The following is a 14,067-nucleotide window of genomic DNA, read 5'->3' as shown; positions in this document are numbered from 1 at the left end:
GAAGAAAAAGGATTTAAATCTAAATATTAATCACCTTATATATACATACAAATATAAAACGCGTACCGCAATTAAAATGGCGTAACGCGTTTATAGCTTATAGATGCAATTCGATTTCCGATAGATCTTTCATTTTTAGCACGTAATGCCCGATGCTGCTATAAATTTTATGAATGTGCTCTGCGTAGTCGTCTTCATGTTGTTGTACGTAATGGCGCAGCGACTGAAGCACGGTCGTTTCCATATGCACAAACTTTTTCGGGTAGCTATTGTTTTGAGAAAAGCTAATTTGAAAAATTTCCTCAATGCAGTCGTTAAAATAATGGAATTGACGGGCTTCCTCTTCACTTACTTCGGCAAAGCTACTTTGAAGCAAGTCGATATACATATTCGTTGTTAGCGCAGCCGCAAAAAGCGCTAAAGCGTCATTGTGCTTCGTATACGCTTTTAAACGAGCAAGCCGCTTTTCACGAATGATTTCTGAAACAATCGTGTGACGAAGCGGATGAATTAATGTAAGCTCCGAGTTAAAAATAGGTGTGTCCTCGTTATAAAAGTATAGCGCGATGTCTTGCATAAGCGCGTAGCCAAAATGAGTGTAACCTGTATCGCGCAGCAAATAAAAATATAAATCGTATGCTGCTAGCTGATCGAAGGCATCTGTCTCAGCACCTGCTAATAAAAAAATAGATTGCTTCGCTGTAATTTTCATCGTTACGCCCCCTTATTTAGCTCATAATAAATGCTTGCATGGGCTAACATCATGCCATGCGCAACGGTTTGCCACGTATCATGTACACTATTGCTCATCGAAACGTATAGCTTGTTGTCAAACGTGTTAGCAATTTGTTCGCAGCGGTTTTGTAACGAATCGTCTTCATCAATAACTGCGAGCATTAGGCAATTCGCATTTTTTAAATAGACGATCGGTGCTTGAAGCTGCTCATAAAACGTTGAAAGCGCATCAAGATTGTGTACATCGTCTTGCTCAAAGCTTTCGATGCAAACGATTGTTACGCCAACATGACCAGCTTGCTGTTGTAGCTGTAACGCATGCTGCTGAAAGCTTTCTTCTGTAAGTGATTGCTGAATGAGCGAGTGATAATGCGCCGCTTCAACTTGCATAGCGTGCTGCTGAATTTGCTGTAAATCTTGCTGTTTAAACGATCGAAACCGTTCAAATTCATTTACGAGTGGCATGTTGGCGAGCGGTTCATTCACAATTGTATGCAAGCGTTCGTACGCGTCTTGTGCCAATTCAAAGTAATCAAACTGGGCTAAGCTTACCTCTAACACTTTGCTATAATAGCGCATCGCCTCCTCGTAGTTTTCACGCTGCTGCTGAATATAACCTTTAAATAATCGAAGCTGCACCCACGTTCGCTCTGGTTCGGCATATAAGTTTTTCGATTCAATGTATGTTAAATATTGCATCGCTTTGTCAATGTTGCCAATCTCAAGTTGCGCAGTAAAAACGGACAGCAATCGACGACAAAACGTTTCGATATTATACGTCGCAGAATAGCTATAAATAATCGGAATTGATTCTGCGATGTTCAAGTACTGCTCAGGTGAATAGCTGTGATTCTTCATCGATAGCAAGTTCGTCATACTAGCCGCAATTGTGCCATATTTTTCATATTGCAAGCCGTAGCTCATCGCTAATCGATAATAATGACGTGCCATCTCTTCGTTTTGTGAGAAAAAATATACGTGTGCTTTTAAACAACATAGTTCAGCAAACAAACCTTTATTATGTTCAAAATAAAATGGCTCGACTTCTTCTAAAATGATTAATACGTGCGCTTGGAAAATCGTCGTTAAATGAATGGCTACTTTGTGATCAATGATGTTTTCAACTTCTTTTATATTTTGCGCGTCCATTGCTTCCTTTACTTCTTCATGTGCTACTTGTAACGCTTGTTGAATCGCAATGAGCTGATCGTCGAGTGAATTTAGTTGTATATTTTGCGGCATGAAAACGCCCCCAATCTAGATGTTAATTAAATACATTGTGCTACATATTTAATATAACGAAGTCTGTTTATATAAATATCGGTTAATATGATGTATGTTGATTAACATTTTGAAAAGTTTATACAAATATCACGTCTGTTAATTAGCGTTTGACATGCAGTGAAATCGGTTGTTAGCAATAATTTAGAAATAAATGATGTCAGGTCTGTTGATTAGCCACTTTTATACAGCGGAATTGGTTGTTTCCAGTAGCAAGACTGAGATGAAAGCTGCATTTTAGTGGCATGGAGTGTGCGGCGAGACGCCTTATGGAACAGCTCGTGCTTCATGATCAACATCGTGCCCAAGGAATTTCGAGTAACCGCAAAGGCAAAGCGAGCCGTAACACGCGAACTGCTAATTGACACGCTTGTGCAAGTATATTCAAATATAAATATATGTATATACGCTACTCATATTCAATCCAATAAAATAGTAGTCGCACCTCACTTTATTTGCTATAGTATATACATATATGAATATATTAATGGAGGAATGTTGAATGAGTGAACAGCAAGCAATTGTCGTAACGTTTGGAAATTTTAAAGGAGGCACAGGCAAGACGACGAACAGTACGATGCTCGCGTACGCACTGTCAAACATGGGCTACAAAGTGCTGCTATGCGATCAAGACCCACAAGCAAATGCAACGGCACTTTATTTAAAAACGAAAGCGCTGCACAATGACGAGCTTGTGGCTTTCAACAAAACGTTAATGGCGGCAATCCAAGAAGAAGACTTAGCACAAATAGTGACAGACATTACGCCAAACTTACATTTACTGCCGAGCTTTAGCGACTTCTCGCTCTATCCACGCTTTTTAGAGAAGAAGTTTCCGAATACGGAGGACCGTGTGTATTACTTCGCATCATTAATTGAGCCGTTAAAGCGCGATTACGATTTCATTTTTATCGACGTGCCACCGACGATTTCAATTATTACGGACGCAGCGCTATATGCGTCAGATTACGTTGTCGTTGTTATGCAAACGCAGGAGCGCAGTTTAGCTGGTGCGGAAGTGTTTACGAACTACTTGCAATCGCTCATTGATGATTACAACGCGGAGCTAGACATTATCGGCATTTTACCTGTTATTTTGAAAAATGGAGCAGCTGTCGATTTAGCGACGCTTGAAAATGCGAAGGAAGTGTTCGGCGAGGAAAATATTTTTAAGCAAGTTGTCATGAACATGGAACGTTTAAAGCGCTTTGATTTAACGGGCATTACGAACGATGATATGCACGACCGCCGCGTACATAAAGTGTATAACGGCATTGCTGAGGAATTTATTGAGCGTTTAGAAGCAGAATTAAACGGAGGTGGCGCGCATGAGTAATTTATTACAGCCGAAAAAGAAGCTATTAAATCGTGGACCAAAAATCGAGCCAGCGAAAACATTTTCTTTAGAGGAAGTCGAAAAAGTTGTCGAGCAGCAACAAGAAGAACCGAAAAAAGTTGGACGCCCACGCACGGTGACGGACGAAATTACGAGCGTACGCATTTCAAAATCGACACGCAGTAAGCTAAATGCGCTCGTACAAATGGGGAAAGCATCAAACGCTGACATGATGATCAATGAGCTTATTGAACAATACGTTAGCAGTTCATTAACAGATGACGATTCACGCATCTTCAACATCATTTCAGAAACGTTAAATAACCGCTCATAACGAAACCGAGGTACGCATCGACGCGCACCTCGGTTTTTGTATATACAGATATATTCATATACGTATATGTCTATATATTAGAATTTTCGTATCAGGTCTGTTGATTAGCCATTTATATACAGTGAAATCGGTTGTTTTTAGCAACCATCTGGAAATAAATGCTGCATATTAATGGCAGTAAGCGTGCGGCGAGACTCCTTGAGGAAGGTGATGAGCGCCACGTCCATGTGGCATCACCTTCATGACCAACATCGTGTTCGCCGCCGAGCCCCAGGAATTTATCTGCCTCGAGTAACCGCAGAGGCAAAGCGAGCCGCAATACGCTTCTGCCAATTGATTGGCTAATCAACACGCTTGTTTTCGTATATTTCTATATGCATATATCGCTTCGTCCAACGTAAATAAAATAATAGTACACTAGCTGCTAGTATAAACATGAGTGGAACCGCGATGCTCGTAAATAACGAGAGCACAATGTAATAAAGCGGGTACATAACAATCATTGCGATTATCATAACGACAATCATGTATAGCATGGACACTTTTTCTATATTTTTTAGCACATGTGGCAAAATGATAAGATGTCCAAGTAAGCAAACGCTAAATGCGGCACAAAACGATAGCGTAAACATATCCCATTGCTGCTGCACGTGCGCGGCATAAAAATGCATCGGTGCGATGAGCGTAAAGCAAGTGATCGTAAACAGTAGCTGCGTGTAAATGAAGTAGCGCGTCACTTCTTGTTTACGAATCGGCAGTGAGCGTAAAAATCTATATCGTTGGCGTGACGCAATAATGCGCGGTGCTGCTGCCATATTTGAAACAGTAAGTGTGTAGGCGAAGATGAGTAGCTGCATTTCGCTCATGCTATCGTATGAAAGAAAAAACGATGCAACGACTGCGGCAATGAGCAGTAAGCTATATTCATAGCGAAATTGTTGCCATTGCAAATGCCAAAATAATTTCATGAAGAAGCCCTCCATTTTGTTGATCTATTTAATAGGAAGAAACTCAAAATAAATGGTACGGATAACATGAAGACAAATTGTAATGATAATGTAAAATTTTCAACGTCGATGATGGACAATACATAGACGATAACGAACGCAACGATGACATACGGCAAGTTTGGTAAAAATAGTACGAGCGACAGTTGGAGAAGTAGTAATAGCACGAAATACGCGAGCATGTGCGATGCGGAAAAAATAGTTGCGAGAATGCTATATAGTGCGACTAAGCCGATACCAACTGCGACGAATATGAAAAACGCATCGTATAAAAATGTACGCTGAGCAATCGGTGCTGCAGCGAGCGTGTAGCGATATGCAATAAGCTCATCGGACAACAGCGCAAATATATACATGATGGCAATGTAAAACGACATGAGCAGTAAATTGTCGTAGCGAAAAAGAAGCATCAGTACGACGGTTATAAAGATAAATAGCGAAAGGGCAATGCTGACGGATTCCTTGCATTGGGCGTATAAAAATCGACGTAGCATCATACGATTGGCTCAGTGAAAAAGGCGAGTAAATCGTCCAATGTGACAGCGCGGTGCTGCATTGTGTCGGCAAGGTGAGAACGTGGCACTAAATATTCCGTGTAAAGCGCTGTTTCACGCTCGGCAACTGCTCCGTCAATTGGCGTGTTACTTGAGGCAATCACGTATTCGTATAGTAGCGTATCTTTATTTTCATGAAACAGCATCGCCCCGTTATGCAAGCAAAGTACTGTATCCGCAAGCACTTCTAAATCGTTTGTAATATGGCTTGAGAAAAAAATCGTGTTCGTATCGTCCTCCATGTAGCGACTAAGCAGCTGCAATACGTGCTGGCGCATAACAGGATCGAGCCCGCTCGTCGGTTCATCGAGCAGCAACATTTTCGGATGGTGACTAAGTGCTAACACGAGTTGAAGAAGCATGCGCATGCCGCGAGAATACGTTTCTACCTTTTTATCGCGTGGGAGATTGAGCTCATCAAGCAGCTGAACGTAATACGCTTCGTCCCATGTCGGAAACAATAGCTTGTATGTTTTGTTTAAATCGTTCGGCTTGAGTGAAAGCGGCAAATGCCATTCATCAAAGACGACGCCGAGCTGTTCTTTAATAGCGGCATCTTGCGTCAACACATTTTGTTCGAGTAAAAAAATGTTGCCCATCATGTCGCGGTACAAGTTGAGTAAACATTTTAACAAAGTTGTTTTACCAGCGCCGTTACGACCGATTACGCCGACGACAGTTCCTCGCTCTACTTCAAATGAAATATTTTTTAATGCGAACATTTTTTGCTTTAACGATACATTTTTTACAATGATACTATTCATAAAATTCCTCCTCTAATAGCAATTCGAATACGCCGAGTATGTCTTGCTTTGATAGCTTAGCGCTTGCGGCGATTTGAATACCTTGTGTAAATAGCGCTTCAGCTTGCTGCAAAAATTGTTCACGCAATAAGTCGGGATGTTGTGATGTGACGTAGCTTCCTTTGCCACGAATCGTTTCAATGAAGCCGTCCCTTTCTAAGTCGGCGTACGCGCGCTTCGTCGTCATGACGCTAATGTGCAGCATCGTCGCTAATGCACGAATGGAAGGGAGTGCATCGCCAGGGCGCAATTCATTTCGTAAAATCGCTTGCTTCAGCTGTGCTGTAATTTGTTCGTAAATCGGTAAATCGCTTTTATTGTCAAGCTGAATCAATGTGGATCACCTCTCTAACTGTGTATATACAGTATATACAGTTGGTGAGGTGAAATGCAAGTAGGAACATAGGTGATCAATTCATCACTCGTGTTCAAGTAACGTTCATCTGTGTTGCAACACGCGCACGGCCAGTTGAATGACTATATGTTTGTCTTGCATCATATTATTGTAAACAAATTAATTTTTTGCCTTCTATCATTTTTCTTTTGCATTATATAACAACGGGTGCTATCGTTAAATTCGAGGTGATTACATGGAGAATTTTGATGTAGCAATTATTGGAGCAGGACCTGGTGGATATGTTGCGGCAATCCATGCAGCGAAAAGTGGATTAAAAGTTGCGTTAGTAGAGCGTGACAAAGTGGGCGGTGCTTGTTATAACACAGGCTGTATTCCGTCAAAAATTATGTTAGAGCATAGTAAGCTCGTGCAAGAAATTCGTCGCGGTACGAACTGGGGTGTCACAGTACCGACGATCGATATTGATTTCTCGAAGCTAATGCGCCGTAAAGACGCGGTCGTTGAGGAGCTATTAAACAACATTGAAAGCTTTATCGAATCAGCGCAAATTACGTTTTATCGTGGCGAAGCGTCTGTTTCAGCAGAGAAAAAAGTAACAGTTGGCGATGAGCATTTTGAAGCGAAGCACGTTATTTTAGCGACGGGCAGTCATCCGTTCGTGCCACCATTTAAAGGGCTTGAAACGTCAACATACTATACAACAGATACGTTCTTTGACTTAAAGGAGTTACCGAAGCAGTTAACGATTATCGGTGGTGGTGTCATCGCAATTGAAATGGCGTTTGCACTTGCACCGATGGGAACAGAAGTAACGGTATTAAACTACAGTAAAGATATTTTACAAACAGAAGAGCCAGATGCGCGTCCAATTATTAAAGAGCGTATGAAGCAGCTTGGCATTAATTTAGTGACAAACTTCGCGTTTGAGGAATTTAAAGGCAATGTCATTCAAACGTCGATTGGTAACTTCGAATTTGAAAATTTATTGTTTGCGACAGGTCGCCGTCCGAATAGCGAAATTGCAGAAGCGCTTGATTTAAAAATGGACGGTCGTTTAATTCGCACGACGACTGATTACGAAACGAGCATTCCGGGCATTTATGCGATTGGCGATTTAGTTGGTGGCTTCCAGCTTGCACATACTGCTTCGGCTGAAGGAATGCACGTTATTGATACAATTTTAGGGAAAAACTTACCAAGCTTAAATCAACAGCAAATTCCACGTTGTGTATATACGCATCCAGAAATTGCGACGTTCGGTATGCTTGAGCATGAAGCACCAGCTGATGCGATCGTGACGAAAATGAATTTACCGACAAACCCGAAAGCGTTACTTGAAGGCAATACACAAGGCTTTATGAAGTTTGTGGCGAGCCCAGAAGGTGATATTTACGGTGCGTGCGTCGTAGGTGACGGGGCAACGGAAATGATTAACGCGATGCTTGCGGTGAAAGTAATGGGCGGATCGGTGAAGGACTTAGCACGTATGGTGTTCCCTCACCCGACTGTTAGTGAGCATATTGGTGATGCAGCGCGTGCTGTATTTGGCAAAGCGATTCATCAATAAATGAAAAAGGTGACTGCTAGTATTATGTAGCAGTCACCTTTTCATATATGTATATGTGAATATATACATCTTTTTATATACCAATATGCATGTTGATTAGCCATTTAATTGACAGGCGTGTATTGCTGCTCGCGTTGTCTGTGCGATTACTTGTCGCATATAAATTCCTACAGCGCGGCGGCGAATCCGATGTTAATCATGAAGGCGAGGACTCGTGTAGTGACGCTGATCGCCTTACTCAAGCTTCCGCGCCGTTCGTAATTCGCGGCTTACGAGGTGTTGAGTTACGAGCTTTTCCTCAAGGAGTCTCGCCGCCCTTTTCTTGCCACTAACATCCAGCAGTTATTTCCTGCTTGTTGCTAAAAAACAATCGATTTTACTGTATATAAATGGCGAATCAACAGATTGGTTTGACATACGTACATGATTACGTATATGAATATACATATATTTTTATATTTGAATATATAAATATTTTCGCATACGATATTACTTCACAAAATAGTTTTGCAAATACGGCGCTGCTTCCTTCATTTTCGCTCCGTACCAAAACATTTCACCGTCAATTAATTGAATGCGTGTGTTTGGCAAATGTGGCTGCAGCTCATCAATATGCTTTTGCGCAAATGGAAACGGCTCGGACGACAGTAGCAAGTAGTCGAGCTGTGCGTCTTGTAGCTGCTCAATCGTGACAGCTGGGTAACGGCCGTCGTGAGCTGTGAATGGATTTGTGAAGCCGATTGTCTCAAGGACGTCGTTAATGTACGTTGTAGCGCCGACGACCATGTACGGTTTGCGCCACATCATGTAGGCGGCGCGACCTGTGAGTGTAGGTAGCTGCACGGCGTTAATGTTTGCGATTAGCGAATTTGCTGCATCGGTCGAGTTCGTGAGCAGACCAAGCTTTTCAATCATCGTCAGTGCCATCGCAATCGTTTCGACTTGAGCGACGTAAACCGGATAAGTTTTGGCCAGTGTTTCAACAATGTCTTTTGTGTTTTCTTCTTTTTCGCATAAAATGAGCTGCGGTGCGAGTGCGTCGATCGCCTCGTAGTTGACGTCTTTCGTTCCGCCAACAGCTGGCACACTCGCCGCTTCAGCTGGAAAAATACAAAACTTTGTGCGCCCGACGACGTAATGCCCGACGCCGAGTGCGAATAACGTTTCAGTAACGGCTGGGCAAAGTGATACGATGCGCGTGATTGGTTGCTGTAGCTCGATTGTGCGTTGTAATTCGTCTTGAATGTGCATACATATTCCCCCTTTATATATTCATTGTACGAAACGAGTTTATTTTTTCCAAATAATAAGTCATAAAGTATGTTTTTATAGTAGTTCACGAAATGTTCAAACGATTGGTAGGCATTTATTCGGACTTTTGTGTGCAATTCATATAAAATTTGAATGTTACAACGTATGTTTTGCGTGATTTATACGAGGGGAAAGACAATAGTAACGATTATTTTAATGAGGTGAGTGTATGTATACAGAGGCGAGTACAGTTGATGCACAAATGCTGGCAGCGCTTAAGGAAAATATGGCTGTCATTCGATTCGACTTAGATCGTAACATTCAATATGTAAGCGAGCTATTCGCAGCAGCTGTCGGTTATCCTGTTGCTACATTATTGAAAATGCGCCATGAAGATTTGTGCTTTGATGATTTTTTAAATAGTAAACAATATGAAGAAATGTGGCGAAATTTGAAAAATGGGAAAGCATATCGTGATAAAATAAAACGAAAGGCGAGGGGGAACCGCGTACTTTGGCTTGAGGCGACATATATGCCGATTAAAGAAAATGGGCGTATTACCGGCGTAATGAAAATAGCGGTCGATATTACGGAGCGCACGACGACTATATTGAATATGGCATCGCATTTAAATGAAGTGACGCAGCAGCTAAATGAGCAGTCCAATCTCGGGGCGGACACGACGCAATCATTGCTAGAGCAAGTGCAGCAAATGGCAACGATTTCGAGCAACCATTTGACGCATATTACGCTGCTTGAGGAACGGGCATCAAATATTAAATCACTTATTCAAACGATTCGCTCGATTGCATCACAAACGAATATGCTCGCAATTAATGCAAGCATTGAGGCAGCACATGCAGGAAAGCACGGGGCAGGCTTTAGTGTCGTGGCAAAGGAAGTAAGACGTCTCGCAAATGAAGTGGACGAGACGACTGTTAATATGAATACGCGCGTACAGCTTATGTTACAGGAGCTCGATGCGATTACGGCGGACGTTAGTGTTATGACTGCGGCCATTACGAAAAGCAGCGAGCAAGTGAATACGACGTTTAGCGAATTTCAGCAAATTCATTTATTGTCGAAGGACGTGAAAGCACAGTCAGACCAGCTAAATAAAATTATTTAAACATATAGTTGTATATAAAAATATGAATATATCCATATATGAATATACAAAAAGACAAAGTCAACTGGCTTTGTCTTTTATACATCATGAAGGAGAACTTCGAATGAAACCAATGAACTTGCTAACGATTAGCGATACATATACGAATTTACCGCAACATATTTTGAAAACATATTTAGACTATAAGCGCGTGTTAATCCGCATTTCCGAAGTAGGTGATTTGCAGGCGCTCATTCGTTATTTACAGCCGTACGGACCAGCGTATTGCTTCGATCACTTTTACGTCGGCTTTCAAATTGAGCAAATTGGCAAGGAGTTTGATTTGCTACGCATCGCTGAAAACTTCATCGTCAACATCGAGCTAAAGTCGATTCATACGGGCGATAAAATGAGAAAGCAGCTGCTGCGCAACAAATATTACTTAACGTTTTTGAAGCGACCGGTATATTACTTTACGTACGTGCATGAAAACAATGAGCTGTATGAGCTAACGCCGACGAACGAATTGCGCCGCGTATCACCGAAGCGCCTTATGAAGCTATTGCAGGAGCAGCAGCACATTTATAAAGATAACGTGCAAGTGTTGTTTGACGTAACGGAGTATTTAATTTCGCCGCTGCATCATACGCAAGCATTTTTAGCAGGGCAATATTTTTTAAATTCGCAGCAAAGTCAGTTCAAAACGACGCTCGTAGAAGGCATGCTTGGCAATGAACAATGCATCGCGCTAACGGGAGATTCGGGCACCGGGAAAACGCTGCTGCTATATGATGTTGCTAAAACGCTTCAAGCAAATGACGTCGATGTGCTCATTGTACAAAGCGGCATCGTGCAAGGCGGTCAGCATTTATTAAAAAAAGAGGGGTGGCGAATTGTCGATGCGCAGTCGTTTTTACAGCTGCCAAAGCATTGGTATGAGCAAGTGGACGTGCTTATCATTGACGAAACGCAAAAAATTGACGAGCCGATTGTCGAGCGCATCGTCGAATGTATGCAGCAATATGAGCTGAATGCGATTTTTGCATATGATCCAGAGCATTTTTTACATGTGCTTACGGACGCAAAGCATATTGAGGCGATGCTTGCACCACATATTACGCGCTCGCTCAATTTAACGGCGAAGTTCCGCATGCATAAAGAGCTGCTCGCGTTCATTCAGCACTTTTTTGATATGAGCAAGCGTGCATATGTGCATCAGTTTTCGCGCGTTACAATGGAATATTTCGATTCATTCGAAGGGCTGTCGTTATATATGCAAACGCTTCCGAACAATTGGCATTTGCTGAACTTTCACGCGCCGTTTGACGAGTTGCAGCATCACGTCGAGCAGTTAAGCAATAAAGAAATTGACGATATTGCGGTTATTTTGGATGGACAATTTTTTTACGATGAAGGACGCTTATCGACGACACACGAACAGGCGGAAATCGTGCTAAAAATGTTGTATTACCATTTAACGCGTACACGCAAAAACATTAAGCTCATCATCGTGCAAAATGAGCCGCTTTTGCAAACGGTGCTGCAAATTGTCATGCGAGGGATGTAGAGGAAAATAGAGCGTTGAAGGAAGTGCGCTTACTCATTTAGGAAAGGCGTGCTTCCTTTTTTACTGTACGAAATATGGAGAAAAATTACAATATATACGTAATTGACAACATGCACGCTTGATTCGCCTTCATTGACTGCGGTATGATGAAGGGAAAGATTGCGCTGCGATTACTGCTGTCGTGCGTCAATGATATGAATGGAGGGGATGTTTTTGCATTTATTTAAATTTATTACGTATTGGAGCTTGTTTTTCATCGCTTTTATTAGCGGAGGCTTGTATTTAAAATCGGTCGTACATATTGATAAAACGCTCGCATGGGTCGAGCAAAATGTCGTCGTGTCGATTTTAGCAGTTGTTGGTGGCATCGCGCTCATTTGGATCGTACGCAAGCTGTTTAAAACAATCGTTGTGCTTGCGGGGCTTGGGCTTATTGCATATTACGGCATTGAGTACGCGCCGAAAGTATATGATGTGCTAGCGCCGTATAAGTGGTACAACTTAGCATTTTTATTGCTGCTTGTGCCGTTTTTATTCGGACGTGTGCGCGAAACGTTGGCAGATTGGAATTGGGTGCTACAGCAGAAAGACGAACGAAAGCAAGCAAAGCACGAGCATGCACAAGCGCCAGTTGAAGACACGCCGAAACCGAAAGCGACGACAGCGAATCATTCACCATCTTTTGAGCTGTTCGTAAAGCAAATGGGCTCTAGTGCTGTGCAGCAACGAACGTCGGTAAAGTACCAGCAATTTGAGCGCAAGCATGGCAAAATTGGCTTTGGCGAATCAGGTGTAAATGAGTTTGTCGGTGCGGTCATGTTAGCTGCGTATCGTCCAACGTTAGAAAAAGATATCGATCACGGCATCGAGCAAGTGTTTACGAAAAAATTTAGCCCGCTGCAATTTAGCGAGTACATGGACGGCATCGTTAACCGTTCCGACGTGCCGTATACGAGCTGGAGTGCGGTTTACAACTATGTGAAAAACAACATGCCGTGGATTCAAACGCATGATGCGGCAAGCGAGCAGGCGACGATTTCACCAGTAGTCGCGGAGGCATTGAAAGGGAAGTAAATTGAATACGGAAAAAGCTGTCCGAAAGTGAAGTAACCTTGAAACGTTAGATACGGTTATTTTACTTAGGCAGCTTTTTTAGCATTAATGATCAATTGATTGGAGTGGAATTCGTGTCAACTAAATCGATAAAATTTGAAACTGTTACAAACTTACAACAAGTAATCGAGAACATGAAGCGATTTGAGCAAGATTTAAACGTGGAAGCGAAACTTCGTAAACAGCTTAAGCAATTTCATCAATGGTATTACGTTCATGATGGGGATTTGCTTGCACCGAGTAAATTTATTGGCTATCAAAATATGACAGGAAATCTTTATGTGAATAAGCGCTTATTAAGACGGGCAAAATTGGACGGGCGCGAGACGGAACACGTACTTAAAACAATGTTTATTCCTTATGAAAATGAAGCGTTAAATGAATACATTCATCAAAAGTTGAATGGACAAACACGCGTAACGTTTAAAGTAAATATTTTAGAACAGGAAAAAGAGGCAATTGAAAAGTCGTTCGTAAAAGGAGATTCGCACATAAAGATGAGCGATTTGTTACAAGTTGTTACAGAAGATGTAGACGCGTTACAAGGGGAAGGTGGGTATCGCATAGAAGGAGCAGAAAAATTATACTTTGTTAAAAAATATGAGCGTGATGTACATAATCGCAAAAGAGCGATTGAAATTCATGGGCTTAATTGTTATGCATGTGGATTTAATTTTGAAGAAATGTACGGAGAGCGCGGAAAAGATTTTATCGAAGTGCATCACTTGCAGCCATTGAGCACATTGAAAGAGGCTGTAGAAGTAAATCCAAAAACAGATTTAGTTCCTTTATGCGCAAATTGTCATAGAATGGTGCATCGAAAAAAAGACAATGTGTTAACTATAGAAGAGCTGAAGCGTATAATTAAAAGATGAGCCAAGCGTGTTGATTATCCAATCAATTGGCAGAAGCGTATTGCGGCTCGCGTTTCAATGGCTCGGCGGCGAACACGATGTTGGTCATGTCGTGTAGTGGCGATGATTGCCTTCTTCAAGCTTCCGCGCCTCTTCTACGTCGCGGCTTACGGGGTCTTGAGGCACGAGCTATTCCCCA

The 14,067-nt window shown here is 42.0% G+C and carries 14 protein-coding genes; 7 read left to right on the top strand and 7 right to left on the bottom strand.

What is annotated here, in order from left to right:
* Positions 1-97: 97 nt before the first annotated feature.
* Positions 98-712, bottom strand: a complete 615-nt coding sequence (locus A6K76_RS12060; protein ID WP_066465430.1) for a hypothetical protein — start codon at positions 710-712, stop codon at positions 98-100.
* 2 nt (positions 713-714) lie between these two features.
* A complete protein-coding gene (locus A6K76_RS12055) occupies positions 715-1,977 on the bottom strand; it encodes a hypothetical protein (RefSeq protein WP_066465428.1) in 1,263 nt (420 codons plus the stop codon).
* Between the two features lie 541 nt (positions 1,978-2,518).
* Between A6K76_RS12055 and A6K76_RS12050 the strand changes: the two genes are divergently transcribed.
* Positions 2,519-3,352: an AAA family ATPase gene (locus tag A6K76_RS12050; protein ID WP_066465426.1), complete on the top strand. Its 834-nt coding sequence runs from the start codon at positions 2,519-2,521 to the stop codon at positions 3,350-3,352.
* Positions 3,345-3,686 carry a DUF5388 domain-containing protein gene (locus A6K76_RS12045; protein ID WP_066465424.1) on the top strand — a complete coding sequence of 114 codons (342 nt, stop codon included), beginning with the start codon at positions 3,345-3,347 and terminating at the stop codon, positions 3,684-3,686. The genes A6K76_RS12050 and A6K76_RS12045 overlap by 8 nt, the downstream gene beginning before the upstream one ends.
* A gap of 341 nt (positions 3,687-4,027) precedes the next feature.
* Here A6K76_RS12045 and A6K76_RS12040 read toward each other — a convergent pair whose 3' ends face one another.
* Genes A6K76_RS12040 through A6K76_RS12025 form a run of 4 tightly spaced genes read right to left on the bottom strand, consistent with a single transcriptional unit; the run spans position 4,028 to position 6,384 of the window.
* On the bottom strand, positions 4,028-4,654 hold the full coding sequence (locus A6K76_RS12040) for a hypothetical protein (RefSeq protein ID WP_066465423.1): 627 nt from the start codon (positions 4,652-4,654) through the stop codon (positions 4,028-4,030).
* Positions 4,651-5,190 carry a hypothetical protein gene (locus tag A6K76_RS12035; RefSeq protein WP_066465422.1) on the bottom strand — a complete coding sequence of 180 codons (540 nt, stop codon included), beginning with the start codon at positions 5,188-5,190 and terminating at the stop codon, positions 4,651-4,653. Before A6K76_RS12035 ends, A6K76_RS12040 begins: the two co-directional genes overlap by 4 nt.
* Positions 5,187-6,011 (bottom strand): ABC transporter ATP-binding protein, encoded by an 825-nt coding sequence (locus A6K76_RS12030; RefSeq protein WP_066465421.1) that lies wholly within the window; start codon positions 6,009-6,011, stop codon positions 5,187-5,189. The genes A6K76_RS12035 and A6K76_RS12030 overlap by 4 nt, the downstream gene beginning before the upstream one ends.
* A complete protein-coding gene (locus A6K76_RS12025; protein WP_066465419.1) occupies positions 6,004-6,384 on the bottom strand; it encodes a GntR family transcriptional regulator in 381 nt (126 codons plus the stop codon). Before A6K76_RS12025 ends, A6K76_RS12030 begins: the two co-directional genes overlap by 8 nt.
* Positions 6,385-6,640: 256 nt before the next feature.
* On the opposite strand from A6K76_RS12025, the gene lpdA reads away from it, so the two are divergent.
* Positions 6,641-7,975, top strand: coding sequence for a dihydrolipoyl dehydrogenase (lpdA, locus tag A6K76_RS12020; protein WP_066465415.1), 1,335 nt, complete (start codon positions 6,641-6,643; stop codon positions 7,973-7,975).
* Positions 7,976-8,464: 489 nt separating this feature from the next.
* On the opposite strand, the gene A6K76_RS12015 is transcribed toward lpdA, so the two are convergent.
* On the bottom strand, positions 8,465-9,226 hold the full coding sequence (locus A6K76_RS12015; RefSeq protein ID WP_066465413.1) for an ABC transporter substrate-binding protein: 762 nt from the start codon (positions 9,224-9,226) through the stop codon (positions 8,465-8,467).
* A 229-nt stretch (positions 9,227-9,455) separates the two neighbouring features.
* On the opposite strand from A6K76_RS12015, the gene A6K76_RS17210 reads away from it, so the two are divergent.
* The 4 genes from A6K76_RS17210 to A6K76_RS11995 all read left to right on the top strand — a co-directional run bounded on the left by A6K76_RS17210 (position 9,456) and on the right by A6K76_RS11995 (position 13,889).
* Positions 9,456-10,355: a methyl-accepting chemotaxis protein gene (locus A6K76_RS17210; RefSeq protein WP_066465412.1), complete on the top strand. Its 900-nt coding sequence runs from the start codon at positions 9,456-9,458 to the stop codon at positions 10,353-10,355.
* Positions 10,356-10,458: 103 nt separating this feature from the next.
* Entirely contained in the window at positions 10,459-11,901 is a 1,443-nt protein-coding gene (locus A6K76_RS12005; RefSeq protein ID WP_066465410.1) for an ATP-binding protein, read from the top strand.
* A gap of 213 nt (positions 11,902-12,114) precedes the next feature.
* Entirely contained in the window at positions 12,115-12,975 is an 861-nt protein-coding gene (locus tag A6K76_RS12000) for a hypothetical protein (protein WP_066465408.1), read from the top strand.
* A gap of 173 nt (positions 12,976-13,148) precedes the next feature.
* Positions 13,149-13,889, top strand: a complete 741-nt coding sequence (locus tag A6K76_RS11995) for an HNH endonuclease (RefSeq protein ID WP_083995427.1) — start codon at positions 13,149-13,151, stop codon at positions 13,887-13,889.
* Positions 13,890-14,067 lie beyond the last annotated feature (178 nt).

The sequence above is a fragment of the Caryophanon latum genome, assembly GCF_001700325.1.
GTDB classification, from domain to species: Bacteria; Bacillota; Bacilli; order Bacillales_A; family Planococcaceae; genus Caryophanon; species Caryophanon latum.
The sequence above is the reverse complement of the archived record's forward strand: the minus strand, read 5'-3'. Positions and strand labels throughout refer to the sequence as shown.

Bases quoted from the DNA above. Each gene is read 5' to 3' on its own strand.
- A6K76_RS12005 (WP_066465410.1), top strand. From the start codon at position 10,459: ATGAAACCAATGAACTTGCTAACGATTAGCGATACATATACGAATTTA.
- lpdA (WP_066465415.1), top strand. From the start codon at position 6,641: ATGGAGAATTTTGATGTAGCAATTATTGGAGCAGGACCTGGTGGATAT.
- A6K76_RS12040 (WP_066465423.1), bottom strand. From the start codon at position 4,654: ATGAAATTATTTTGGCATTTGCAATGGCAACAATTTCGCTATGAATAT.
- A6K76_RS12015 (WP_066465413.1), bottom strand. From the start codon at position 9,226: ATGCACATTCAAGACGAATTACAACGCACAATCGAGCTACAGCAACCA.
- A6K76_RS12060 (WP_066465430.1), bottom strand. From the start codon at position 712: ATGAAAATTACAGCGAAGCAATCTATTTTTTTATTAGCAGGTGCTGAG.
- A6K76_RS12035 (WP_066465422.1), bottom strand. From the start codon at position 5,190: ATGATGCTACGTCGATTTTTATACGCCCAATGCAAGGAATCCGTCAGC.
- A6K76_RS12045 (WP_066465424.1), top strand. From the start codon at position 3,345: ATGAGTAATTTATTACAGCCGAAAAAGAAGCTATTAAATCGTGGACCA.
- A6K76_RS17210 (WP_066465412.1), top strand. From the start codon at position 9,456: ATGTATACAGAGGCGAGTACAGTTGATGCACAAATGCTGGCAGCGCTT.
- A6K76_RS12055 (WP_066465428.1), bottom strand. From the start codon at position 1,977: ATGCCGCAAAATATACAACTAAATTCACTCGACGATCAGCTCATTGCG.
- A6K76_RS12050 (WP_066465426.1), top strand. From the start codon at position 2,519: ATGAGTGAACAGCAAGCAATTGTCGTAACGTTTGGAAATTTTAAAGGA.
- A6K76_RS12030 (WP_066465421.1), bottom strand. From the start codon at position 6,011: ATGAATAGTATCATTGTAAAAAATGTATCGTTAAAGCAAAAAATGTTC.
- A6K76_RS11995 (WP_083995427.1), top strand. From the start codon at position 13,149: ATGAAGCGATTTGAGCAAGATTTAAACGTGGAAGCGAAACTTCGTAAA.